The organism is Klebsiella quasivariicola (assembly GCF_002269255.1).
Taxonomy (GTDB): domain Bacteria; phylum Pseudomonadota; class Gammaproteobacteria; order Enterobacterales; family Enterobacteriaceae; genus Klebsiella; species Klebsiella quasivariicola.
This window is the reverse complement of the sequence record NZ_CP022823.1, coordinates 4,477,745-4,502,400: the sequence shown is the minus strand read 5'-3', so window position 1 is coordinate 4,502,400 and position 24,656 is coordinate 4,477,745. Positions and strand designations below refer to the sequence as shown.

At 56.6% G+C, this 24,656-nt stretch carries 22 protein-coding genes; 14 read left to right on the top strand and 8 right to left on the bottom strand.

All coding sequences use genetic code 11. The features are described from left to right. Positions 1 to 32: 32 nt before the first annotated feature. Positions 33 to 1,055, top strand: a complete 1,023-nt coding sequence (locus tag B8P98_RS22780; RefSeq protein ID WP_095032646.1) for an IS110 family RNA-guided transposase — start codon at positions 33 to 35, stop codon at positions 1,053 to 1,055. Between the two features lie 338 nt (positions 1,056 to 1,393). On the opposite strand, the gene hemL is transcribed toward B8P98_RS22780, so the two are convergent. Then, a complete protein-coding gene (gene hemL / locus B8P98_RS22775; RefSeq protein WP_025712332.1) occupies positions 1,394 to 2,674 on the bottom strand; it encodes a glutamate-1-semialdehyde 2,1-aminomutase in 1,281 nt (426 codons plus the stop codon). Positions 2,675 to 2,854: 180 nt separating this feature from the next. On the opposite strand from hemL, the gene clcA reads away from it, so the two are divergent. Next, complete coding sequence (gene clcA / locus B8P98_RS22770; RefSeq protein ID WP_095033429.1) at positions 2,855 to 4,273, top strand: H(+)/Cl(-) exchange transporter ClcA; 1,419 nt, start codon at positions 2,855 to 2,857, stop codon at positions 4,271 to 4,273. 81 nt (positions 4,274 to 4,354) lie between these two features. After that, positions 4,355 to 4,699, top strand: coding sequence for an iron-sulfur cluster insertion protein ErpA (gene erpA / locus B8P98_RS22765; protein WP_002889275.1), 345 nt, complete (start codon positions 4,355 to 4,357; stop codon positions 4,697 to 4,699). Positions 4,700 to 4,767: 68 nt separating this feature from the next. Here the strand turns inward: erpA and B8P98_RS22760 are convergent, their stop codons facing one another. From B8P98_RS22760 to mtnN, 3 genes are read right to left on the bottom strand one after another with little or no spacing between them, the layout of a single operon-like run. Beyond that, entirely contained in the window at positions 4,768 to 5,394 is a 627-nt protein-coding gene (locus B8P98_RS22760) for a TRIC cation channel family protein (RefSeq protein ID WP_023292038.1), read from the bottom strand. 35 nt (positions 5,395 to 5,429) lie between these two features. Beyond that, complete coding sequence (gene btuF, locus B8P98_RS22755; RefSeq protein ID WP_025712335.1) at positions 5,430 to 6,230, bottom strand: vitamin B12 ABC transporter substrate-binding protein BtuF; 801 nt, start codon at positions 6,228 to 6,230, stop codon at positions 5,430 to 5,432. After that, positions 6,223 to 6,921, bottom strand: coding sequence for a 5'-methylthioadenosine/S-adenosylhomocysteine nucleosidase (gene mtnN / locus B8P98_RS22750; protein WP_095033428.1), 699 nt, complete (start codon positions 6,919 to 6,921; stop codon positions 6,223 to 6,225). The genes btuF and mtnN overlap by 8 nt, the downstream gene beginning before the upstream one ends. Positions 6,922 to 7,004: 83 nt before the next feature. Between mtnN and dgt the strand changes: the two genes are divergently transcribed. The 3 genes from dgt to cdaR all read left to right on the top strand — a co-directional run bounded on the left by dgt (position 7,005) and on the right by cdaR (position 11,412). Further along, positions 7,005 to 8,519 carry a dGTPase gene (gene dgt / locus B8P98_RS22745; protein ID WP_025712336.1) on the top strand — a complete coding sequence of 505 codons (1,515 nt, stop codon included), beginning with the start codon at positions 7,005 to 7,007 and terminating at the stop codon, positions 8,517 to 8,519. Between the two features lie 134 nt (positions 8,520 to 8,653). Then, the gene (degP, locus tag B8P98_RS22740) at positions 8,654 to 10,087 is read left to right on the top strand and encodes a serine endoprotease DegP (RefSeq protein WP_025712337.1); all 1,434 of its coding nucleotides are present in this window, start codon (positions 8,654 to 8,656) and stop codon (positions 10,085 to 10,087) included. 167 nt (positions 10,088 to 10,254) lie between these two features. Further along, positions 10,255 to 11,412 (top strand): DNA-binding transcriptional regulator CdaR, encoded by a 1,158-nt coding sequence (cdaR, locus tag B8P98_RS22735; RefSeq protein ID WP_002889289.1) that lies wholly within the window; start codon positions 10,255 to 10,257, stop codon positions 11,410 to 11,412. 91 nt (positions 11,413 to 11,503) lie between these two features. Here cdaR and B8P98_RS22730 read toward each other — a convergent pair whose 3' ends face one another. From B8P98_RS22730 to map, 4 genes are all read right to left on the bottom strand, one after another. Then, positions 11,504 to 11,890: a DUF3461 family protein gene (locus B8P98_RS22730; protein WP_002889292.1), complete on the bottom strand. Its 387-nt coding sequence runs from the start codon at positions 11,888 to 11,890 to the stop codon at positions 11,504 to 11,506. A gap of 107 nt (positions 11,891 to 11,997) precedes the next feature. Continuing rightward, complete coding sequence (dapD, locus tag B8P98_RS22725; protein WP_002889295.1) at positions 11,998 to 12,822, bottom strand: 2,3,4,5-tetrahydropyridine-2,6-dicarboxylate N-succinyltransferase; 825 nt, start codon at positions 12,820 to 12,822, stop codon at positions 11,998 to 12,000. Between the two features lie 30 nt (positions 12,823 to 12,852). Further along, a complete protein-coding gene (gene glnD, locus B8P98_RS22720; RefSeq protein ID WP_095033427.1) occupies positions 12,853 to 15,516 on the bottom strand; it encodes a bifunctional uridylyltransferase/uridylyl-removing protein GlnD in 2,664 nt (887 codons plus the stop codon). 57 nt (positions 15,517 to 15,573) lie between these two features. Beyond that, the gene (gene map, locus B8P98_RS22715) at positions 15,574 to 16,368 is read right to left on the bottom strand and encodes a type I methionyl aminopeptidase (protein WP_025712340.1); all 795 of its coding nucleotides are present in this window, start codon (positions 16,366 to 16,368) and stop codon (positions 15,574 to 15,576) included. 322 nt (positions 16,369 to 16,690) lie between these two features. Here map and rpsB point away from each other — a divergent pair, with 322 nt between their 5' ends. The 8 genes from rpsB (at position 16,691) to rseP (ending at position 24,630) form a co-directional block, all read left to right on the top strand. Then, complete coding sequence (rpsB, locus tag B8P98_RS22710) at positions 16,691 to 17,416, top strand: 30S ribosomal protein S2 (RefSeq protein WP_025712341.1); 726 nt, start codon at positions 16,691 to 16,693, stop codon at positions 17,414 to 17,416. Between the two features lie 119 nt (positions 17,417 to 17,535). Continuing rightward, the gene (tsf, locus tag B8P98_RS22705) at positions 17,536 to 18,387 is read left to right on the top strand and encodes a translation elongation factor Ts (protein WP_025712342.1); all 852 of its coding nucleotides are present in this window, start codon (positions 17,536 to 17,538) and stop codon (positions 18,385 to 18,387) included. Positions 18,388 to 18,536: 149 nt separating this feature from the next. Then, positions 18,537 to 19,262, top strand: coding sequence for a UMP kinase (pyrH, locus tag B8P98_RS22700; RefSeq protein WP_004098747.1), 726 nt, complete (start codon positions 18,537 to 18,539; stop codon positions 19,260 to 19,262). 149 nt (positions 19,263 to 19,411) lie between these two features. Further along, positions 19,412 to 19,969: a ribosome recycling factor gene (gene frr / locus B8P98_RS22695; protein WP_002889308.1), complete on the top strand. Its 558-nt coding sequence runs from the start codon at positions 19,412 to 19,414 to the stop codon at positions 19,967 to 19,969. Between the two features lie 228 nt (positions 19,970 to 20,197). Then, a complete protein-coding gene (gene ispC / locus B8P98_RS22690; protein ID WP_095033426.1) occupies positions 20,198 to 21,400 on the top strand; it encodes a 1-deoxy-D-xylulose-5-phosphate reductoisomerase in 1,203 nt (400 codons plus the stop codon). Between the two features lie 237 nt (positions 21,401 to 21,637). Further along, positions 21,638 to 22,396, top strand: coding sequence for a (2E,6E)-farnesyl-diphosphate-specific ditrans,polycis-undecaprenyl-diphosphate synthase (gene ispU, locus B8P98_RS22680; protein WP_002889316.1), 759 nt, complete (start codon positions 21,638 to 21,640; stop codon positions 22,394 to 22,396). A gap of 12 nt (positions 22,397 to 22,408) precedes the next feature. After that, the gene (gene cdsA / locus B8P98_RS22675; RefSeq protein WP_025712345.1) at positions 22,409 to 23,266 is read left to right on the top strand and encodes a phosphatidate cytidylyltransferase; all 858 of its coding nucleotides are present in this window, start codon (positions 22,409 to 22,411) and stop codon (positions 23,264 to 23,266) included. A gap of 11 nt (positions 23,267 to 23,277) precedes the next feature. Further along, complete coding sequence (gene rseP / locus B8P98_RS22670) at positions 23,278 to 24,630, top strand: sigma E protease regulator RseP (RefSeq protein WP_025712347.1); 1,353 nt, start codon at positions 23,278 to 23,280, stop codon at positions 24,628 to 24,630. The last annotated feature ends 26 nt before the right edge of the window (positions 24,631 to 24,656 follow it).

Below are 24,656 nucleotides of genomic sequence, written 5' to 3'. Positions count from 1 at the left end.
TTAACCCCAGATCCCCGGAGGAGGTGTCCATCATGAATATTAAACGTATTGGTCTCGACCTGGCTAAAAATATCTTCCAGATACATGCCGTGGATCACCATGAACATGTTGTCCTGCGTAAAACCCTGCGCCGGGACCGCATGACCGCCTTTTTCTCTCAACTCTCTCCCTGCCTTATCGGGATTGAAGCCTGCGGCGCCGCCCACTACTGGGCCCGCGAGCTGACCCGTATGGGGCATACCGTACGCATTATCCCGCCTCAGCGGGTCAAGTCCTATCTTAAAGGGCAGAAGAATGACGCCAACGACGCGGAAGCTATCTGCGAGGCTATCAGCCGTCCCGGAATGCGCTTTGTGGCCATGAAGACAGAGCGGCAGCAGACGCTGCAGGCAGAGCACCGCGTCCGGGCCCGGCTCGTCCGCGCCCGGACAGCCCTGAGTAATGAGATGCGGGGACTGCTGGGTGAGTTTGGTCTGGTACTGCCGGTGGGAATAAGGCAGCTACGTAAGGCATTGCCGGAGATACTGTCGCAACAAGAGCTGTGGGATGACCGCTTTATCCGCCTGCTGAGCGAACTGGCGGAAGAGCTGCAGATGCTGGATGAGCGGGTCGCCCGCCATGACAGGCGGCTTGAGCAGTCAGCACGGGATGATATCCGGATAAAAAGGCTGCTGGCGATAGAGGGTATGGGGCCGGTGGTGGCCAGTGCGCTGGTGGCGGCGGTCGGCGATGGCAGACAGTTCAAAAGTGGTCGGGAGATGGCGGCGTATCTGGGTCTGGTCCCGCGGCAGCACTCCAGTGGCGGGAAAGCGCGGCTGGGGTCTATCAGCAAACGGGGAGACAGTTACCTGCGGACGCTGATAATCCACGGTGCGCGTGCGGTGCTGAACGCGTGTCAGAATAAAACCGACAGACGCAGCCAGTGGCTGAAGGCGTTATCGGAAAGGCGAAACCGGAATATCGCGACGGTGGCGCTGGCGAACAAGAATGCGCGAATAGCATGGGCGATACTGAGCCGCGAAGAAGATTACCATGGGTTACAGGCCGCCGGTTAACCGGCGGCCTGTAACCCATGCAGTAAAAGAGCAATAACCTGCCGTGAGAGTGCAGTCAGCAAAGTGTGATGAGTAACAGGTAAGACCGGCATCTGTCATTCCGACTTATCCGAAGGCTCCCTGGAAAACAAAGCCGCTAGCCCGAATGGAAACAGATGCGCAGATAACATCATGGCCCGGATACGACGGTATCGTAAGAGAGGCCGGATATACGAACGCACCTTACCCCGTTACACAAAATGCAGAGATGACTTGCATAACGGGAGGTGTCCATATACGGATAAGGCGCAGCGCGCCGCCTCCGGGAAAATCCCTGCGCCACCAGGCATTCAGGCACCTTACAGTTTGGCAAATACCCGACGCGCGGCGTCGATGGTGTTGTCGATATCTTGTTCACTGTGGGCCACGGACATAAAGCCGGCCTCAAACGCAGACGGCGCCAGGTACACGCCCTCCTCCAGCATCAGGTGGAAGAAACGCTTGAAGCGTTCGACATCGCATTTCACCACGTCCTGATAGCAGGTGACGGTTTCGGCATCGGTAAAGAAGATGCCGAACATGCCGCCGACGTTATTAACCACCAGCGGGATCCCGGCGTCACGCGCCGCGTCCAGCAGGCCTTGCGCCAGCTGATTAGTCAGTTCGGTCAGGGTTTCATGAACCCCCGGCTGCGCCACTTCGTTCAGGCAGGCGAAGCCCGCCGCCATGGCGATCGGGTTGCCGGAGAGGGTGCCCGCCTGGTAGACCGGGCCAGTGGGCGCCAGGGCGTCCATGACCTCACGGCGGCCGCCGAAGGCGCCTACCGGCATCCCACCGCCGATGATTTTCCCGAGACAGGTCAGATCCGGCTCCACGCCGTAATAAGCCTGGGCGCCCGCCAGCGCCACGCGGAAGCCGGTCATCACTTCGTCGATGATCAGCAGGGCGCCGAACTCATCGCACAGCGCGCGCAGGCCCGGCAGGAACTCCGGCTGCGGCGGAATGCAGTTCATATTTCCGGCCACTGGTTCGACGATGATGCAGGCGATATCTTGCGGATATTGCTCGAACGCCGCCCGCACTGAGGCGAGGTCGTTATAGGTGCAGGTCAGGGTATGTTTGGCGAAATCGGCCGGTACGCCCGGTGAGTTCGGCTGGCCGAGGGTCAGCGCGCCGGACCCGGCTTTCACCAGCAGGCAGTCGGCATGGCCGTGGTAGCAACCTTCGAACTTAATGATTTTGTCGCGGCCGGTGAAGCCGCGCGCCAGACGAATGGCGCTCATGGTCGCTTCGGTACCGGAGTTTACCATCCGCACCATATCCATGGTCGGCACCAGCTCGGTCACCAGGGCCGCCATTTTCACTTCCATTTCAGTCGGCGCGCCAAAGCTCAGGCCGCGGGAGGCCGCTTCGATCACCGCATTGCGGATCGCCGGGTGGTTGTGGCCCAGCACCATCGGACCCCAGGAGCCGACATAATCGATATAGGCTTTACCGTCGACGTCATAGAGGTAGGCGCCATCCGCGCGTTCGATAAACAGCGGTGTGCCGCCGACGCCGGTGAAGGCGCGGACCGGCGAGTTGACGCCGCCGGGGATCAGTTCGCGCGCAGCGTGGTACAGATTTTCAGATTTGCTCATGGCCAGGGTCCTGGTTCGTGAAAAATGTTTTATCGGCTATTCTAAGTTATTCCAGGATGGTTATGAAAGTTTTGCCCAATTGAAACAATGTGCCGCAAGGGCATTTTTTTGACGACGCAGTGCGCCGGGACGGCTAAAATGCCTCTCTCCTCATTTGTATTACCAATAATTGATAATGGCATGAAAGCAGAAACTCCCTCTTTTGAAGCACATCAGTTCGTGCGGGTGCGTCGCGGCGATGCGGTGCGCCGTTTGATTCAGCGCGATAAAACGCCGCTGGCAGTCCTGTTTATGGCGGCGGTGGTCGGCACACTGGCGGGGCTGGTGGGCGTCGCTTTTGAAAAGAGCGTGAACTGGGTGCAGAACCAGCGGATTGGTGCGCTGGCGCAGGTCGCGGATCACTGGTATCTGGTCTGGCCGCTGGCGTTTATCTTGTCGGCGCTGCTGGCGATGGTTGGCTATTTCCTCGTGCGCCGCTTCGCGCCAGAGGCTGGCGGGTCGGGTATCCCGGAGATCGAAGGGGCGCTGGAGGAGCTGCGTCCGGTGCGCTGGTGGCGCGTGCTGCCGGTGAAGTTCATCGGCGGCATGGGGACGCTCGGCGCCGGGATGGTGCTGGGTCGCGAAGGGCCAATGGTGCAGCTTGGCGGCAACATTGGGCGCATGGTGCTGGACGTTTTCCGCATGCGCAGCCCGGAGGCGCGGCACACGCTGCTGGCGACCGGTGCGGCGTCGGGGCTTTCGGCGGCCTTTAACGCGCCGCTGGCCGGGATTCTGTTTATCATCGAAGAGATGCGCCCGCAGTTCCGCTACAACCTGATCTCTATTAAAGCGGTGTTTACCGGCGTGATCATGTCGAGCATTGTGTTTCGTATTTTCAACGGCGAAGCGGCGATCATTGAGGTGGGCAAGCTGAGCAACGCCCCGGTGAACACCCTGTGGCTGTATCTGGTGCTGGGCATGCTGTTTGGCTGCTTTGGTCCACTGTTTAATTTTCTGGTGCTGCGCACCCAGGACCTGTTTCAGCGCCTCCACGGTGGCAACATCAAAAAATGGGTGTTGATGGGCGGATTAATCGGCGGGCTCTGCGGTCTGCTGGGGCTGATGCAGCCCTCCGCGGTGGGCGGCGGCTTTAACCTGATCCCTATCGCCGCTGCCGGTAACTTCTCCGTCGGCCTGCTGCTGTTTATCTTTATTGCCCGCGTGGTGACCACGCTAATCTGCTTCTCTTCCGGTGCGCCGGGCGGCATTTTCGCGCCGATGCTGGCGCTCGGCACGCTGCTGGGCACGGCGTTCGGCATGGCGGCGATTCCGCTGTTCCCCGCCTATCATCTGGATGCCGGCACTTTCGCCATTGCCGGGATGGGGGCGCTGCTCGCCGCCTCGGTGCGTGCGCCGCTGACCGGGATCGTGCTGGTGCTGGAGATGACCGATAACTATCAGCTCATTTTGCCAATGATTATTACCTGCCTTGGCGCAACACTACTGGCGCAATTCCTCGGCGGTAATCCTTTGTATTCGACCATTCTGCAACGGACTCTGGCGAAGCAGGAGGCCGAGCAGGCGGCAAAAGCGCAGCAAGCACCCCGGGAGAATACTTGAACGATTTACCAGGGTATTAGATAATGGCTCAAAAGGTCCGGTTATTCTTTAACCGGCCGGAAGTATCAATGGGAGCAAAAAATGAGTGATGACGTAGCGTTGCCGCTGGAGTTTACCGAAGCCGCAGCCAACAAAGTAAAACACCTGATTGCGGATGAAGATAATCCGAACCTGAAACTACGCGTGTACATCACCGGCGGTGGTTGCAGCGGTTTCCAGTATGGCTTCACCTTTGACGATCAGGTGAACGAAGGGGATATGACCATCGAGAAACAGGGCGTCGGCCTGGTGGTTGACCCGATGAGCCTGCAGTATCTGGTCGGCGGCTCTGTCGACTATACCGAAGGGCTGGAAGGTTCGCGCTTTATCGTGACCAACCCGAACGCGAAAAGCACCTGCGGCTGCGGCTCCTCGTTCAGCGTTTAAAGCGAACTCTTCCCCAGCGGGAGGGAGCAAACCCTAAAAACGGTAACCTTAAGGTTACCGTTTTGCTTTTATGAGCGTCCGTTATCGTCCAGCGCAAACGTCGGCAGCTTCAGATGCCAGCGGATAGCCGCCAGACGGATCGCCAGGGTGACCACCATCCCCATCATTGCCGAATTCTCCAGCGGCAGGTGAAAGGTGTCGTGCGCCGTAGCGTGGACAATACCGCCGACAATACAGGCGGTAGCGTAGATCTCGGTACGCAGGATCATGGGTATTTCGCGCGCCAGTACGTCGCGAATAATGCCGCCGCCCACGCCGGTTACCACGCCCATGCACACGGCCACCAGCGGGCCGCTGCCGGCGAGAAAGGCTTTATTCACGCCGATACCGACAAACACCGCCAGACCGACAGCGTCAAGAACCGGCAGTATCCATTTTGGCAGCCGGCGCGGCTGGCGGACCAGCAGGATGGTCAGCATGCTGGTGACCATCGCCACCACCAGATCGGTGGGATCTTTGACCCAGAACACCGGGCCATTCGCCAGCGCCATGTCGCGAATGGTCCCGCCGCCCACTGCCGTCACCACACCTAATACCAGCACGCCGAACGGGTCCATGCGTAATTTTCCGGCCAGCAGAACGCCGGAGATCGCGAAAACGGCCGTACCAATTATATCCAGCCAATAGACAAGCATCGTTGATTCCCACTGAGCATCCGGGTTACCGGAGGTTATTTTACCTGGTCGAGCGCCGTACAAAGTTGTTTGGCAGCGAGGATAATACGTGGGCCTGCGCGTTCAAACCAGTCACTGTGTAACGCAATCAACGAAATGGTGAGCTGATGTTGCCAAAAGCGCTGGGCATCGGCAGCGCGGCTGGCGTCGCCGGTCACTACAATCGCCTGCGGCTGGCGAGCCAGTACCTGCTCGCGACTCACCTGCGGCCAGGGAACACGGCTGGTGGCGAAGATATTTTCGCCGCCGCACAGTCTCAGCACCTGATCCTGAATCGAGCCGGGGCCGCTGGTGAACAGCGGCGTAGAGCCGAACTGCAGGAAGACGCGTTTCTTCGGCGCGTTGGCATAGCGCACTTTCAGCGCATCGTATTCCTGCTGCATTGTCTGCGCCGCCTGTTGCGCTTTTTCCGGCTGCGGGCTCCACTGCGCCAGCTGACGCAGGGTGGCAATAATCTCTTCGATCGTTGAGGTCTGCACCCACAGGACGTGAATACCCAGCGACTGCAGCTGGTTAACCTGGCGTTCGGCATTGCCCCCGCGCCAGGCCAGCACCACGTCTGGCTTGAGCGCCACGATGCGCTCCAGATTCATTCCCTGCCAGCTGGCAACCTGTTCGATGGTTTTGGCCTGCGGAGGATAATCGGAATAGCTGCTGACGCCGATCGGCGTGATCCCGGCAGCAAAGGCCAGTTCGGTATTGGCAGGGGAGAGGGTAATCACCCGCGGCGCGGCCAGCAGCCACGCCGGGGCGAGTAACAGCAGCGCGGCAAGCGCGAAGGATAACGACTTAGCCACGTGCCAGGTTCTGTACCAGATTCTCCACCATCAGGGTGGACTGTCTGGCGGCGACCGCAAGGAACTCCTCAAAGCTGAGGTGGGACTGCTGGTCGGCCACGTCGGAGATGGCGCGAACCACCACGAAGGGAACCTTAAAGTTATGGCAGACGTGGGCGATGGCGGTCGCTTCCATTTCCACGGCGATCGCCTGCGGGAAATTATGGCGGATCTTCGCCAGACCAACGGAACCGTTAATGAAGGCATCGCCGCTGACGATCAGGCCGCGAACGGCGTTGAGATCTAACGCGTTAATGCAGCTCTCTGCAGCGGCCACCAGTTTTTCGTCCGCTTTGAAGCCCGCCGGGCAGCCCGGCAACTGGCCGTACTCATAACCGAAGGCGGTGACGTCGGCGTCGTGGTAGCGCGCTTCGTCGGAGACGACGATATCGCCAACCTTCAGCGTCGGCGCGAGGCCGCCGGCAGAACCAGTATTAATGATCACGTCTGGCTGGCAACGCTCCAGCAGCAGGGTCGCGCCCATGGCCGCCGCCACTTTCCCGATACCAGACTTCAGCAGAGCGACGTCAACGCCGTGAAGTTGGCCGGTGTAGATTTCGCTCCCGCCAATGGTGATAGTCTGGCAGTTTTCGATTTTGTCGCGCAGAAGGGTAACTTCCTCTTCCATAGCGCCAATAATGCCAATTTTCATAGATTTACTCGCGATGTGTCAGGTTTAGTTGCATAGTCTATCATGCGCTTAAGGGGAAGCGTATTGCTCGCGCGGGAGAGGCTATGGCAAAGATTGATTTTCGCAACAAGATAAACTGGCGTCGACGCTTCCGTTCACCGCCACGGGTGGAGACGGAGCGTGACATCCTGCGGATCTTCGAAAGCGATCGGGGACGGATCGTCAACTCACCGGCAATTCGCCGCCTGCAGCAAAAAACCCAGGTCTTCCCGCTGGAACGAAACGCGGCGGTGCGCACCCGCCTGACCCACTCGCTGGAGGTGCAGCAGGTGGGCCGCTATATCGCCAAAGAGGTGCTGAGCCGGCTGAAAGAGCAGAAGCTGCTGGAAGAGTATGGTCTGGAAGAACTGACCGGGCCATTCGAGAGCGTGGTGGAGATGGCCTGCCTGATGCACGATATCGGCAATCCGCCGTTTGGCCATTTTGGCGAGGCGGCGATTAACGACTGGTTCCGCCAGCGGCTGGCCCCTGGCGATGCGCTTGGACAACCGCTGACCGACGATCGTTGCGAAGTGCAGGCATTACGGCTGCATGACGGAGAAACGGCGCTCAATACGCTGCGGCGCAAAGTGCGCCAGGACCTTTGCTGCTTTGAGGGGAACGCGCAGGGCATTCGCCTGGTGCATACGCTGATGAGGATGAATCTAACGTGGGCGCAGGTGGGCTGTATTCTGAAATATACTCGTCCGGCGTGGTGGTCCGAGGCGACGCCTGCCAGCCACAGTTATTTAATGAAGAAGCCGGGTTATTATTTGGCCGAAGAAGAGTATGTGGCGCGCCTGCGTAAAGAACTGGATCTGGCGCCTTACAATCGATTCCCATTAACCTGGATTATGGAAGCTGCGGATGACATCTCATATTGCGTCGCAGATCTTGAAGACGCGGTGGAAAAACGTATTTTTAGCGCAGAGCAGCTCTATCAGCATCTTTATGACGCCTGGGGTCGCCATGAAAAAGGATCGTTATTCTCACAGGTAGTAGAAAACGCCTGGGAGAAATCGCGAGCCAATTCCCTGAAGCAGAGCGCGGAAGATCAGTTTTTTATGTATTTGCGGGTGAATACGCTGAATAAGCTGGTGCCCTACGCGGCGCGCCGATTTATTGATAATCTGCCGGCCATTTTCACGGGAGACTTTAATCACGCGCTGCTCGAGGACGACAGCGATTGCAGCCAGCTGCTGGAACTCTATAAAAATGTGGCGATGAAACAGGTCTTTAGCCATCCGGATGTTGAACAGCTTGAATTGCAGGGCTACCGGGTGATTAGCGGCCTGCTGGATATCTATCAGCCGCTGCTGAAATTATCGCTGGAGGATTTCAGCGAATTAGTGGCGCAGGAGCGGGTACGGCGTTTACCCATTGCCTCCCGACTGTATCAGAAACTTTCGACCCGCCATCGGCTGGCGTATGTTGAAGCGGTAAATAAGCTGGCGCGCACGGCGCCCGAATTTACGGTGCTGGAATACTATTATCGCTGCCGTCTGATTCAGGATTATATTAGCGGGATGACGGATTTGTATGCGTGGGATGAATATCGGCGGCTGATGGCGGTGGAATAGGTCTGAGTTTTGTAAAGATGGACAATAAATTTTTACTTTTTCCAGAGACTTAATTCCGGAACTTAACGCTATAAAATGACTCTGATAGTCACGTACACAGCAACTTTCGTTATCTGATATTGAGATTGAAACTGATGAAAAAAACCACGTTAGCAATGAGTGCACTGGCTCTGAGTTTAGGTCTGGCATTGTCCCCGCTCTCTGCGAGCGCGGCAGAAACGGCATCTTCGGCCACTAATGCACAGCAGATGCCAAGCCTGGCCCCAATGCTGGAGAAGGTAATGCCGTCGGTAGTAAGCATTAACGTCGAAGGCAGCACCACCGTGAATACGCCACGGATGCCGCGTAACTTCCAGCAGTTCTTTGGCGATAACTCGCCGTTCTGCCAGGATGGTTCTCCTTTCCAGAGTTCGCCGTTTTGCCAGGGCGGTGGACAGGGCGGTCAGCCTGACGGCGGCCAGCAGCAGAAATTCATGGCCCTGGGCTCTGGCGTCATTATTGATGCCGCCAAAGGGTATGTGGTCACCAACAACCACGTTGTGGACAATGCCACCACCATCAAGGTTCAGCTGAGCGATGGCCGTAAGTTTGATGCCAAGGTCGTGGGCAAAGATCCGCGCTCTGATATCGCGCTGATTCAGATTCAGGATCCGAAAAACCTGACGGCGATTAAGCTTGCCGACTCCGATGCGCTGCGCGTCGGTGATTATACTGTGGCTATCGGCAACCCGTTCGGTCTGGGCGAAACCGTGACCTCCGGGATTGTCTCCGCGCTGGGCCGTAGCGGCCTGAACGTGGAAAACTACGAAAACTTTATTCAGACCGATGCGGCCATTAACCGCGGGAACTCCGGCGGCGCGCTGGTGAACCTCAACGGCGAGCTGATCGGTATCAATACCGCTATCCTGGCGCCGGACGGCGGCAACATCGGTATCGGTTTTGCTATCCCAAGCAACATGGTGAAAAACCTGACCGAGCAGATGGTGAAATATGGCCAGGTGAAGCGCGGTGAGCTCGGCATTATGGGCACCGAACTGAACTCTGAGCTGGCGAAAGCGATGAAAGTCGACGCCCAGCGCGGCGCCTTCGTCAGCCAGGTGATGCCAGGTTCGGCAGCGGCGAAAGCGGGCATTAAAGCCGGCGATGTGATCACCTCCCTCAACGGGAAAGCGATCAGCAGCTTCGCCGCGCTGCGTGCCCAGGTTGGCACCATGCCTATCGGCAGCAAAGTTGAGCTTGGCCTGCTGCGCGACGGCAAACCGGTGACCGTTACCGTCGAACTGCAGCAGAGCAACCAGACCCAGGTTGACTCCAGCACCATCTTCAACGGGATTGAAGGGGCGGAAATGAGCAATAAGGGTCAGGATAAGGGCGTGGTGGTCAATAATGTGAAAGCCGGTACCCCGGCGGCACAGATTGGTCTGAAGAAAGGCGACGTCATCGTCGGTGCGAACCAGCAAGCGGTGAAAAACATCGCCGATCTGCGGAAAATCTTCGATGCCAAACCATCTGTGCTGGCGCTGAACATTCAGCGCGGCGACACCTCTATCTACCTGCTGATGCAATAACCGTCAGCGCCATCCGCAAGCCCCTGTCCTCGCCGAGGGCAGGGGCTTTTTTTCGTTCTGTGACCGCTTCCACAACTCCACATATCTCTCCCCGGCTTAGTGCATATGCACAATGCGCTACAACGATGACTCTTTTATGCTGGTGCCCTGCAAAGGGGGAGGATTACATGGCTGGCTGGCATCTTGATACCAAAATGGCGCAGGATATTGTGGCGCGGACGATGCGCATCATCGATACCAACATCAACGTGATGGATGCCCGCGGGCGGATTATCGGCAGCGGCGATCGGGAAAGGATTGGTGAATTGCACGAAGGCGCGCTGCTGGTGCTTTCCCAGGGGCGGGTGGTGGATATCGACGATGCGGTCGCTCGCCATCTGCACGGGGTACGCCAGGGGATCAACCTGCCGCTGCGTCTCGAAGGTGAAATCGTCGGGGTGATCGGCCTGACCGGCGAGCCGGAATCGCTGCGAAAATATGGCGAGCTGGTGTGCATGACCGCTGAGATGATGCTGGAGCAGTCGCGGCTAATGCATCTTCTGGCCCAGGACAGCCGCTTGCGCGAAGAGCTGGTGATGAACCTGATTCAGGCGGAAGAGCATACCCCGGCGCTGAACGAATGGGCCCAGCGTTTAGGCATCGATCTCAATCAGCCGCGGGTGGTGGCGATGATTGAGGTGGACAGCGGCCAGCTCGGCGTGGACAGCGCAATGGCTGAACTGCAGCAGCTGCAGAACGCGCTGACCACCCCCGATCGCAATAATCTGGTCGCCATTGTCTCGCTCACGGAAATGGTGGTGCTGAAACCGGCGCTGAACAGCTTTGGCCGCTGGGACGCTGACGATCACGTCCGGCGCGTCGAGCAGCTTATCGCCAGGATGAAAGAGAATGGCCAGCTGCGCTTTCGCGTGGCGCTGGGCAACTTCTTCACCGGCCCAGGAAGTATCGCCCGCTCTTACCGTACCGCACGCACGACGATGATGGTTGGCAAGCAGAGGATGCCGGAGAGCCGTAGTTATTTCTATCAGGATCTGATGCTGCCGGTGTTGCTCGACAGCCTGCGCGGCGGCTGGCAGGCCAATGAGCTGGCCCGTCCGCTGGCGCGTCTGAAGGCAATGGATAACAACGGTTTGCTGCGGCGGACGCTGCAGGCGTGGTTTCGCCATAACGTGCAGCCGCTGGCGACGTCAAAGGCGCTGTTTATTCATCGGAATACGCTGGAATACCGGCTGAACCGTATCTCGGAGCTGACCGGCCTCGATCTCGGGAGCTTTGACGACAGGCTACTGCTGTATATCGCGCTGCAGCTGGATGAACAACGCTAAGGCGTTAGGCAAAAAATGCCGGGTAGCGTTACCCGGCCTGGACGATGCGTGTTGTCTGTAGCGGAGGAAAACCGCCAGCCCGGGGATGCGCTTACTTACGAGTGAGCTTTTCCAGATCGGCTTCAATTTCGCTGATCTTATTGGTGACCACGCTTTCCAGATGACGTAAATCGTCGAGGATTTTACGCTTGAGATCGATTTCAGTGCGATCGCGCTGGCAGATCTGATCCAGCTCATCGATAACGTAGCGCAGATTGGGGCTGATCTCCTGGACCTCTTTGTAGCCCTGGCCGACGCCGTCGGCAACCACGGTTTTGCGCTGACGCGGGTATTTGAACTTGACGCTCTTGGCGAAGAATTCGCCTTTGTCTTTCTGAAAATAGATTTTCAGAATGTCGTTGTTAGCTTCCTGCCGCAGGCTATAGCGATCGATCTCATCAGGGTTGGTAATGCCAAGACTTTTCAGATTATCGTACATAACGGTACCTTTGATAGCATCATAACCATTGAATAATTAACGAAAAAATCCATTCTCGCCAGCATCAAATATAAAAAAAGCGGGATATCTCCCGCTTTTTATTTGCTTTAGTCGATGGTACGCAGCAGTTCGTTAATGCCGACCTTGCCGCGAGTTTTGGCATCGACTTTCTTCACGATCACCGCGCAGTACAGGCTGTATTTACCATCTTTCGACGGCAGGTTGCCTGAGACCACCACCGAGCCAGCCGGTACGCGGCCGTAGAAGACTTCGCCGGTTTCGCGATCGTAGATTTTGGTGCTCTGACCGAGGTAAACGCCCATGGAGATGACGGAACCTTCTTCGACAATCACCCCTTCAACCACCTCAGAGCGTGCGCCGATGAAGCAGTTATCTTCGATGATGGTCGGGTTCGCCTGCAGTGGCTCCAGTACGCCACCGATGCCGACGCCGCCGGACAGGTGCACGTTTTTACCGATCTGCGCGCAGGAACCGACGGTGGCCCAGGTATCAACCATGGTGCCTTCGTCAACGTAGGCGCCGATGTTAACGTAGGAGGGCATCAGCACGGTGTTGCGGGCGATGAACGCACCCTGGCGCACCGCGGCCGGCGGCACCACGCGGAAACCTTCTTTCTGGAAACGCGCTTCGTCATAGTCAGCGAATTTCATCGGCACTTTATCGAAGTAGCGGCTTTCCGCACCATCGATAACCTGGTTATCGTTAATACGGAAAGAGAGCAGTACCGCCTTTTTCAGCCACTGATGCGTCACCCACTGACCGTCGATCTTCTCAGCGACGCGCAGCGCGCCGGAATCCAGAAGGGCGATAACCTGATTAACCGCTTCGCGGGTCACGGTATCCACATTGGCCGGCGTGATGTCGGCGCGACGCTCGAAGGCGGACTCAATAACGTTCTGTAACTGCTGCATTGTTTCTTTCCATTCACTAAAAAAAATACGTCACCCTTTATCGTTTGGATTGAGGGCCGCTGTCAACCGTTGTTGCACTTCTTGTTGCAGCTCATTATTAAGGGCACGCCGGTCGGCGGTGGCGATTATAAATAAATCTTCTACTCGCTCACCAATTGTCGTAATTCGCGCCCCGTGAAGCGATATGCCGAGGTCGGCGAACACCTGGCCGACGCGGGCGAGCAGCCCTGGCTGATCGAGCGCAATCAGCTCCAGAAACGATTTTCGATCGGTATGGGTCGGCAGGAAATTCACCTCGGTGTCCACGGAAAAATGGCGTAGCTTTGCCGCCTGACGACGCGGGGCCGGAGGCTGCCAGCTGCGCTGAGTGATGGTCTGCTCCAGACCCTGGCGGATCGCCTCGTGGCGGTCGGCGGAAAGCGGACTGCCGTCGGGTTCGAGGACGATAAAGGTATCCATCGCCATACCGTCGCGGGTGGTGAAGATCTGCGCGTCGTGGACGCTGAGGTTGCGACGATCCAGTTCGCCACACACCGCGGCGAACAGATAAGGGCGATCCGGGCTCCAGATAAAAATCTCCGTACCGCCGCGGGTGGCCTGCGAGCTCAGCAGGATCATCGGCTTATTCAGATCGTGACGCAGCAGGTTGCGGGCGTGCCAGGCGAGCTGCGTCGGCGTATGTCGCACGAAATAGTTGGCGCGGCAGCGGTTCCAGATCTGATGCAGCGCCTCTTCATTAATATTGTCCATCCGCAGCAGCGCCAGCGCCTGCAGCTGATGATGACGCACCCGTTCGCGCATGTCCGGGGTACTTTGCATGCCCCGACGCAGCTGTTTCTCGGTGGCGAAATAGAGTTCGCGCAGCAGGCTCTGCTTCCAGCTGTTCCACAGGGTTTCGTTGGTGGCGCAGATATCGGCGACGGTCAGACACACCAGATAGCGCAGGCGATTTTCCGTTTGCACCTCCTCGGCGAACTGCTTAATCACCTCCGGATCCTGAATGTCGCGCCGCTGGGCGGTGACCGACATCAGCAGATGGTGACGCACCAGCCAGGCGACCAGCTGCGTCTCGCGGGAGTTCAGCCCGTGCAGCTCGGCAAACTTCAGCACATCCTGCGCGCCGAGGATCGAGTGGTCGCCGCCGCGCCCTTTGGCGATGTCATGGAACAGGGCGGCGATTAAAATCAACTCCGGGTGCGTTAAGCGCGGCCACAGCTCCACGCACAGCGGGTGGCGGCTGCGGGTCTCTTCTTTGGCAAAGCTCTCCAGCTTGAGCATCACCCGGATAGTGTGCTCATCGACGGTATAGGCGTGAAACAGGTCGAACTGCATCTGGCCGACAATATGCGACCACTGCGGCATATAGGCCCACAGCACGCTGTGGCGGTGCATCGGCAATAGCCCACGGCTTACCGCCCCCTGGTGGCGCAGCATGCTGAGAAAGAGCGTGCGTGCCTCCGGGATATAGCACAGCGGTTGGGTCAGATGGCGGCGGGCATGGCGCAGATGGCGCAACGTCGTGGAGTAGATGCCGGTGATAGTGCTGTTGCGCACCATCATATAAAACATGCGCAGAATGGCCTGCGGTTCGCGAATAAACAGCGTGTCGTCACGCAGATCGATAAGGGTGCCGCGCAGCTGGAAGTCATCGTCTATCGGACGCGGCTTTTCATCCTCGCTCAGGGCGAGAATGGCCTCTTCAAACAGCTGAAGCAGCATCTGGTTCAGCTCACTCACCCGGCGGGTGACACGGAAGAAGTCCTTCATCATATGCTCAATCGGCTGGTTGCCGTCGCCTTCATAGCCGAGCCGGCGGGCCACACTGAGCTGGCGGTCGAAAAGCAGACGGTTGTCATAGCGCGTGAGCTCAAGATGCAGCGCGAAGCGGATACGCCACAGCTGGTGCAGACACTCATTGAGTTCATTGCGCTCGGCTTCGGTCAGAAAGCCGAAACCGACCATCTCATCCATCGAGGTGGCGCCAAAATGACGGCGGGCCACCCACTGTAGCGTATGGATGTCGCGCAGGCCGCCGGGGCTGCTTTTCACGTCCGGCTCCAGGTTATAGCTGGTGCCATGATAGCGCTGATGACGGACGTTCTGCTCTTCGACCTTGGCGGCGAAGAACTTTTCCGATGGCCAAAAGCCGTCGCTAAAAATATGTTTTTGCAGTTCAAGGAACAGCGCGACGTCGCCGATCAGCAGGCGCGATTCGATTAAGTTGGTGGCGACGGTCAGATCCGACAGACCTTCCAGCAGGCACTCTTCGAGGGTGCGTACGCTGTGGCCCACCTCCAGCTTGACGTCCCACAGCAGGGTGAGCAGTTCGCCGACTTTTTGCGCCTGGTCGTCCGGCAGTTTTTTACGACTGAGGATCAGCAGATCGACGTCTGAGAGCGGGTGCAGTTCGCCGCGGCCATAGCCGCCGACGGCGACCAGCGCCAGGTCGCTGACGGATTCAAAACCGCAGGCGATCCACAACCGCTGCAGCAGCTGGTCGATAAATTCGGTGCGCGCCGCAATGAGCTGCTCCGCGGCGATGCCGGAGTCAAACGCCTCGCCCAGCCAGTGCTGGAAGGTATCGATGTGCGCCTTAATTGCAGCACAGTTCAGATCGCCCTGCGGCCAGCTCACCGGATGTTCCGGCGGGACGGGCAGAAGAGGGGAGGCTGTGTCAGGTAATGAGTTGCTCATCGCGTCACCATAAGAAAAAACTATCTAATAAAAAAGCCGGCGGGCGCCGGCTTTTCATCATTCATCGTGCGAGATTATCGCCGGGATGGTGTCATCCTTGCGTAGCGTCAGAATTTCGCAGCCGTTGTCAGTCACCACAATAGTATGCTCATACTGCGCAGACAAGCTCCGGTCTTTGGTTTTCACCGTCCAGCCGTCTTTCATGCTGCGGATCTCTTTTTTACCGGCGTTGACCATCGGCTCGATGGTGAAGGTCATGCCTGGTTTGAGCACAACATTGGTCTCCGGCGAGTCGTAGTGCAGCACCTGCGGCTCCTCATGGAAGCCGCGGCCGATACCGTGACCACAGTATTCGCGCACCACGGAGAAACCTTCCGCTTCCACGTATTTCTGAATGGCCGCGCCGATAGTGCGCAGGTTGATGCCGGGCTTCACCATTCTCAGCGCCAGATACAGGCTTTCCTGAGTGATGCGGCACAGGCGCTCGCCGAGAATCGTCGGTTTGCCGACGATAAACATTTTGGAGGTATCGCCATGGAAATCATCTTTAATGACCGTCACGTCGATATTGACGATATCGCCATCTTTCAGCAGCTTGCCGTCGTCAGGAATGCCGTGGCAGACCACTTCGTTAACCGAAATGCAGACGGACTTCGGATAACCATGGTAGCCGAGGCAGGCGGAGATGGCCTTCTGCTCGTTAACGATGTAGTCGTTACAGATGCGGTCCAGCTCGCCGGTGCTCACGCCCGGTTTAACCCAGGGTTCAATCATTTCCAGCACTTCAGCGGCCAGGCGGCCGGCAACGCGCATTTTTTCAATGTCTTCAGGTGTCTTGATAGAGATAGCCATGGAATATGTCCAGCAGTGTCGATTTTTTCGACAATAATAGAGTAAGTCTTGTCAATGGTAACAGTCCGGGCAGGCTGGTGCCAAATTGAGAATCATTAACAGCACGACACGTCAACAAGAGTTGGTGTCTGGCCGGGTTTTGTGGTATAAAGCGCGCCGGACTTCCGTTCCATCTCAGATACACAAGGATGGACGTAAGCGACATAGCTCACTTTGTGTAATAACACACACGTATCGGCACATATTCCGGGGTGCCCTTCGGGGTCGGTAATATGGGATACGTGGAGGCATAACCCCAATTTCATCTATAGAGGTTTTAAACATGGCAACTGTTTCCATGCGCGACATGCTCAAGGCTGGTGTTCACTTCGGTCACCAGACCCGTTACTGGAACCCGAAAATGAAGCCGTTCATCTTCGGTGCGCGTAACAAAGTTCACATCATCAACCTTGAGAAAACTGTACCGATGTTCAACGAAGCCCTGGCTGAACTGAACAAGATCGCTGCTCGTAAAGGTAAAATCCTTTTCGTTGGTACTAAGCGCGCTGCAAGCGAAGCGGTAAAAGACGCTGCTAACAGCTGCGACCAGTTCTTCGTGAACCATCGCTGGCTGGGCGGTATGCTGACTAACTGGAAAACCGTTCGTCAGTCCATCAAACGTCTGAAAGACCTGGAAACTCAGTCCCAGGACGGTACTTTCGACAAGCTGACCAAAAAAGAAGCGCTGATGCGTACTCGTGAGCTGGACAAGCTGGAAAACAGCCTGGGCGGTATCAAAGACATGGGCGGCCTGCCGGACGCACTGTTCGTTATCGACGCTGACCACGAGCACATCGCTATCAAAGAAGCAAACAACCTGGGTATCCCGGTATTTGCTATCGTTGATACCAACTCTGATCCGGACGGCGTTGACTTCGTTATCCCGGGTAACGACGATGCAATCCGCGCAGTAAGCCTGTACCTGGGCGCTGTGGCTGCTACCGTTCGTGAAGGTCGCTCTCAGGACCTGGCTTCTCAGGCGGAAGAAAGCTTCGTAGAAGCTGAATAATAAGGTTTAAGCCCTTATTAGTACCGTGTATGAATAGGGGCCCATTATCGGCCCCTTTTTTCAATTTACGCTGTTTGGCCTCTGGCCGGGCAGTATCCACATCTCCCGAGGATTTTAGAATGGCTGAAATTACCGCTTCCCTGGTAAAAGAGCTGCGCGAACGTACTGGCGCAGGCATGATGGATTGCAAAAAAGCGCTGACTGAAGCGAATGGCGACATCGAGCTGGCAATCGAAAACATGCGTAAATCCGGCGCGATCAAAGCGGCGAAGAAAGCAGGCAACGTGGCTGCTGACGGCGTGATCAAAACCAAAATCGAAGGCAACTACGGTTACATTCTGGAAGTTAACTGCCAGACTGACTTCGTTGCTAAAGATGGTGGTTTCCAGGCATTTGCTGACAAAGTACTGGACGCAGCTGTTGCGGGTAAAATCTCCGACGTTGAAGTTCTGAAAGCACAGTTCGAAGAAGAACGTGTTGCCCTGGTTGCTAAAATCGGTGAGAACATCAACATCCGTCGTATCGCAGTTCTGGAAGGCGACGTTCTGGGCAGCTACCAGCACGGTGCGCGCATCGGCGTTCTGGTTGCCGCTAAAGGCGCTGACGAAGAGCTGGTTAAGCAGCTGGCAATGCACGTTGCAGCAAGCAAGCCGGAATTCGTTAAACCGGAAGACGTGTCTGCTGACGTGGTAGAAAAAGAGTACCAGGTTCAGCTGGACATCGCGATGCAGTCCGGTAAGCCGAAAGAAATCGCAGAGAAAATGGTTGAAGGCCGCATGAAGAAATTCACCGGCGAAGTTTCTCTGACTGGTCAGCCTTTCGTTATGGAGCCGAGCAAATCTGTTGGTCAGCTGCTGAAAGAGCACAACGCTGACGTGACTGGCTTCATCCGCTTTGAAGTGGGCGAAGGCATCGAGAAAGTTGAGACTGACTTTGCAGCAGAAGTTGCTGCGATGTCCAAGCAGTCTTAATTTTTAAAAAAGGAGCCGCCTGAGGGCGGCTTCTTTTTGCGCCCATTTTGTAAATTCAGCCAACTGCTTATAGTGACCGCGCTGAAATGCGACATACAATGTCGCCGGAATTCTCACATCTCATTCGTTGACAGTCTCAGGAAAGAAACATGGCTACCAATGCAAAACCCGTCTACAAACGTATTCTGCTGAAATTAAGTGGCGAAGCGCTGCAGGGCTCAGAAGGCTTCGGTATTGATGCAAGCATACTTGACCGCATGGCTCAGGAGATCAAAGAGCTGGTTGAGCTGGGTATTCAGGTTGGCGTAGTAATTGGTGGCGGTAACCTGTTCCGTGGTGCTGGTCTGGCGAAAGCGGGTATGAACCGCGTTGTGGGCGACCACATGGGCATGCTGGCAACGGTCATGAATGGCCTCGCGATGCGTGATGCGCTCCACCGCGCCTATGTGAACGCTCGTCTGATGTCCGCCATCCCGCTGAACGGCGTGTGCGACAACTACAGCTGGGCAGAGGCGATCAGCCTGCTGCGTAACAACCGCGTGGTGATCCTCTCCGCGGGTACCGGCAACCCGTTCTTTACCACCGACTCCGCAGCTTGCCTGCGCGGTATTGAAATTGAAGCCGATGTAGTGCTGAAAGCGACCAAGGTTGACGGCGTATTTACCGCTGACCCGGCAAAAGATCCTTCTGCCACCATGTACGATCAGCTGACCTACAGCGAAGTCCTGGATAAAGAGCTGAAAGTGATGGATCTGGCCGCCTTTACTCTGGCGCGTGACCACAAATTGCCGATTCGCGTCTTCAACATGAACAAACCTGGCGCGCTGCGTCGCGTGGTGATGGGCGAAAAAGAAGGCACATTGATCACGGAATAATTCCCGTCAGCGCCAAATCCGGGTAATATTCCGCTTTACTTTCGCGGGGATATTGCCCGGTGATTTTCATTAAATCTGACTATACTTAGCTCATTTTCCGACGGGCAACCGTCTGGTCTGACTGAGACAAGCTTTCAAGGATTCGTAACGTGATTAGCGATATCAGAAAAGATGCTGAAATCCGCATGGAAAAATGCGTCGAAGCATTCAAAAACCAAATCAGCAAAATTCGCACGGGTCGTGCTTCTCCGAGCCTGCTGGACGGGATTGTTGTTGAGTACTACGGTACGCCGACTCCGCTGCGCCAGCTGGCCAGCGTCACCGTAGAAGACTCCCGTACCCTGAAAATCAACGTCTTCGACCGTTCTATGTCTGCGGCCGTTGAAAAAGCGATCATGGCATCTGACCTCGGTCTGAACCCAAGTTCTGCCGGCAGCGACATTCGTGTTCCGCTGCCGCCGCTGACCGAAGAGCGCCGTAAAGATCTGACCAAGATCGTGCGTGGTGAAGCTGAGCAGGCGCGTGTTGCCGTGCGTAACGTTCGCCGCGACGCTAACGACAAAGTCAAAGCGCTGCTGAAAGAAAAAGAGATCAGCGAAGATGACGATCGCCGTTCTCAGGACGACGTGCAGAAAATGACTGACGCCGCCATCAAGAAAGTTGACGCGGCGCTGGCAGATAAAGAAGCGGAACTGATGCAGTTCTGATGCTCTGCCGTTGCTTGGGCCGGGTACTGGCTGGTCTGAGTAAAATCTGAAACGCCGTACAGGAGACTGTACGCTCAATTCTCGGGATTGCGTTGAGAGGGCTGGCCTTGTAGCCTTTAGCGCTAGTTGAAGGCCTAATGCCGTCGTCTTATTCCCCGAGAGTGGTAGCGTAGGGGCTCGCTGACGGCGTTTTGCTTTTTATTCTGTTTCCACTCTTCTGGACGTTTCATGAAGCAATTAACCGTTCTCGGTTCGACCGGTTCCATTGGCTGTAGCACGCTGGACGTGGTACGCCATAACCCTGGTCGCTTTTCCATCGCCGCGCTGGTCGCGGGGAAAAACGTTGACCGCATGGTTGAACAATGCCTGGAATTTACCCCCCGTTATGCCGTGATGGATGATGCGCAAAGCGCGGAGCGGTTGCGCATCCGTCTGCAGGCGCATAACAGTCGAACCGAAGTGCTGAGCGGCCAGCAGGCGGCGGCTGATGTCGCGGCGCTGGATGACGTCGATCAGGTCATGGCCGCCATCGTCGGCGCGGCGGGGCTGGTACCGACGCTGGCGGCGATCCGTGCCGGGAAAACAGTGCTGTTAGCGAATAAAGAATCGCTGGTGACCTGCGGCCGCCTGTTTATGGATGCAGTTCAGCAATATGGCGCTCGCCTGTTGCCGGTTGATAGCGAACATAACGCGATTTTTCAGAGTATGCCGGAGACAATTCAACAGCAACTGGGATACGCTGATCTCGCACAGCATGGCGTCTCGTCAATTCTGCTAACCGGCTCCGGCGGGCCTTTCCGCGAGACCGCCGTGGCTGAACTGGCGGCGATGACCCCGGATCAGGCCTGCCGCCATCCAAACTGGTCGATGGGACGTAAGATCTCCGTCGATTCAGCCACGATGATGAATAAAGGCCTGGAGTACATTGAAGCGCGCTGGCTGTTCAATGCCTCTGCGCAGCAGATGGAAGTGCTGATCCACCCGCAGTCGGTGATCCACTCGATGGTTCGCTATCAGGACGGCAGCGTGCTGGCGCAGCTTGGGGAGCCGGATATGCGCACGCCTATCGCGCATACCATGGGCTGGCCGCTGCGCCTGAATTCCGGCGTTAAGCCGCTGGACTTCTGCCAGTTGAGCAATCTGAGCTTCTCCGCGCCAGACTATACGCGCTACCCCTGCCTGAAGCTGGCGATGGAGGCGTTTGAGGTCGGCCAGGCGGCGACCACGTCGCTAAATGCGGCCAATGAAGAGTCGGTTGCGGCGTTTCTGCAGGGGGATATCCGTTTTACCGATATTGCGGCAGTTAACCTGGCGGTACTGGATAAGGTAAACCTGCAAGAGCCGCAAAGCATTGATGACGTTCTGATTATCGACGCCGATGCCCGCGCGGTTGCTCACCAGCAGCTGAAGCGGTGGAGCGCACAGGCGTAACGCGGTGATATTTGTGGGCGCAAGGCTTCAGTGATATAGTCTGCGCCACCCGATCGTTGCATTTTGTTGTTAAAGATTACGGTGGCCGTGGCAAAACACGGCTTTTTTGCGTAAAGCTTTTGGTTGTTCTCTGCGATTGGCTGCAGCCCCGGCATCGGATAAAAATGCGTATCCAGCGCGGCCCGGTGGCCTCTGTTTGGTGGCTAGTTAATCCTTATTATGGACTTAAAACGCGTGATGTTGTCTGCTAATCAAACTGTCAGCGAAATATCGCCCACCCATGGCTGCCGTCATGTCGCCATTATTATGGATGGCAACGGCCGTTGGGCGAAACGGCAAGGTAAAATTCGCGCTTTCGGGCATAAGGCCGGTGCGAAATCCGTGCGTCGTGCGGTCTCCTTCGCGGCGAATAATGGGATTGAAGCGTTAACGTTATACGCGTTCAGCAGTGAAAACTGGAACCGTCCGGCTCAGGAAGTCAGTGCGCTGATGGAACTGTTCGTCTGGGCGCTGGATAGCGAAGTCAAAAGTCTGCATCGACACAATGTGCGTTTGCGGATTATTGGCGACACCACGCGCTTCAATGCGCGCCTGCAGGAGCGTATCCGCAAAGCGGAAGCGCTGACCGCAAACAATACCGGCTTAACGCTGAACATTGCGGCAAATTACGGCGGTCGCTGGGATATTACCCAGGGCGTTCGTTTGCTGGCGAAACAGGTACAGGACGGGACGCTACTGCCTGAGCAGATCACAGAGGATATGCTGAGCCAGCAGGTCTGCATGCATGAACTGGCTCCCGTTGATTTAGTTATTAGGACCGGGGGAGAGCACCGAATAAGTAATTTTCTGATTTGGCAAATTGCCTATGCCGAACTTTACTTTACGGATGTTCTTTGGCCCGATTTTGCTGAACAGGACTTTGAAGGTGCACTCCATGCCTTTGTTAATCGAGAGCGTCGTTTCGGCGGCACTGAGCCGGGTGGCAGTCATGCCTGATGGGGGTCACTTTTGCTGAAGTATCGCCTGATATCTGCTTTCGTCTTAATCCCCGTCGTCATTGCGGCATTGTTTTTATTGCCGCCGATGGGGTTTGCTATCGTCACCCTGGTCGTGTGCATGCTTGCCGCCTGGGAGTGGGGACAACTGAGCGGTTTCACCTCGACTTCGCAGCGGGTTTGGCTGGCGGTGCTCTGCGGCCTTCTGCTGGCGGCGATGCTTTTTCTGCTGCCTGAATACCATTATGACGTTCATCAGCCGATGGTCGAAGGTTCGCTATGGGCCTCTTTCGCCTGGTGGATCGTCGCGCTATTGCTGGTGCTTTCCTACCCGGCGTCGGCGGCCCTCTGGCGCCATTCTAAAGTCCTGCGCCTGATCTTCGGCATCCTGACCATCGTTCCGTTTTTCTGGGGCATGCTGGCGCTGCGCGCCTGGCATTATACCGATAACCATTACAGCGGTGCGCTGTGGCTGCTGTACGTCATGATCCTGGTCTGGGGCGCGGACTCTGGCGCCTATATGTTCGGTAAAATGTTCGGCAAGCATAAGCTGGCGCCGAAGGTTTCGCCGGGAAAAACCTGGCAGGGTTTTTTTGGCGGGTTGCTGACCGCGGCCGTGATCTCCTGGGCCTACGGGGTGTGGGCCCATCTTGACGTCACACCGACGGTACTGCTGGTTTGTTCGGTAGTGGCGGCCCTGGCTTCGGTATTGGGCGACCTGACGGAAAGTATGTTTAAGCGCGAGGCTGGCATTAAGGATAGCGGGCACTTGATTCCCGGACACGGCGGTATTCTCGATCGTATCGACAGCCTGACGGCGGCGGTACCGGTCTTTGCCTGTCTGCTACTGTTAGTCTTCAGGACGATTTGACGGAAGGTAATATGCTGAGCGTGCTCTGGAATCTGGCGGCTTTTATCATTGCGCTTGGCGTACTGATTACGGTGCATGAGTTTGGCCATTTTTGGGTGGCGCGCCGCTGCGGTATCCGGGTTGAACGTTTTTCTATCGGCTTTGGCAAAGCGCTGTGGCGGCGTAAAGACAAACAGGGGACCGAGTTTGTCATTGCCCTGATCCCGCTGGGCGGCTACGTCAAGATGCTGGATGAGCGTGTTGAAGCGGTGGCGCCGGAGTTGCGCCATTACGCGTTCAACAATAAAACCGTCGGTCAGCGTGCAGCAGTCATTGCTGCTGGTCCCATCGCCAACTTCATTTTCGCTATCTTTGCTTACTGGCTGGTGTTCATCATCGGCGTTCCCGGCGTGCGGCCGGTGGTGGGTGAAATAACGCCCAATTCGGTTGCCGCGCAAGCACAAATTGCAAAAGGAACGGAACTTAAAGCGATAGATGGTATCGAAACGCCTGATTGGGATGCGGTGCGTATGCAGCTGGTAGCCAAAATTGGCAACGCGCAAACAATACTTACCGTCGCCCCTTTCGGGACTAATCAGCGCCAGGATAAAATCGTCGATCTGCGGCACTGGGCCTTTGAGCCCGACAAGCAAGATCCCGTGACGTCATTGGGGATCCAGCCGCGTAGCGCGCAGATTGATACGGTGCTGGCGGAAGTCCAGGCGGGTTCGGCAGCCCAGAAAGCGGGTTTGCAAGCGGGCGACCGGATCGTTAAAGTCGATGGTCAACCGTTAACGCAGTGGATGACGTTTGTTAATCTGGTGCGCGATAATCCGGGCAAAGCGCTGGCGCTGGAGATTGAACGGCAGGGGAGTGCGCTGCCGTTGACCCTGACGCCGGATGCGAAAACGGTAAAAGGTAAGGCTGAAGGGTTCGCAGGGGTGGTGCCAAAGGTCATCCCGCTGCCTGAAGAATACAAGACAGTACGTCAGTACGGACCGTTTGCCGCCATCGCTGAAGCCACGGATAAAACCTGGCAGCTGATGTCACTGACGGTCAGGATGCTGGGTAAATTGATAACCGGTGATGTCAAACTGAACAACCTCAGTGGGCCGATCTCTATCGCTCAGGGGGCTGGAATGTCAGCGGAGTTTGGGTTGATTTATTATCTGATGTTCCTTGCGCTGATTAGCGTGAACCTCGGAATCATCAACCTGTTCCCACTACCCGTACTGGATGGGGGACATCTGCTGTTTTTAGCGATTGAAAAGCTGAAGGGCGGGCCGGTATCCGAGCGAGTTCAAGACTTTAGTTATCGCATTGGCTCAATACTGCTGGTGCTGTTAATGGGGCTTGCACTTTTCAATGATTTCTCTCGGTTATAAGAGAGTTTGTTAGGAAGAACGCATAA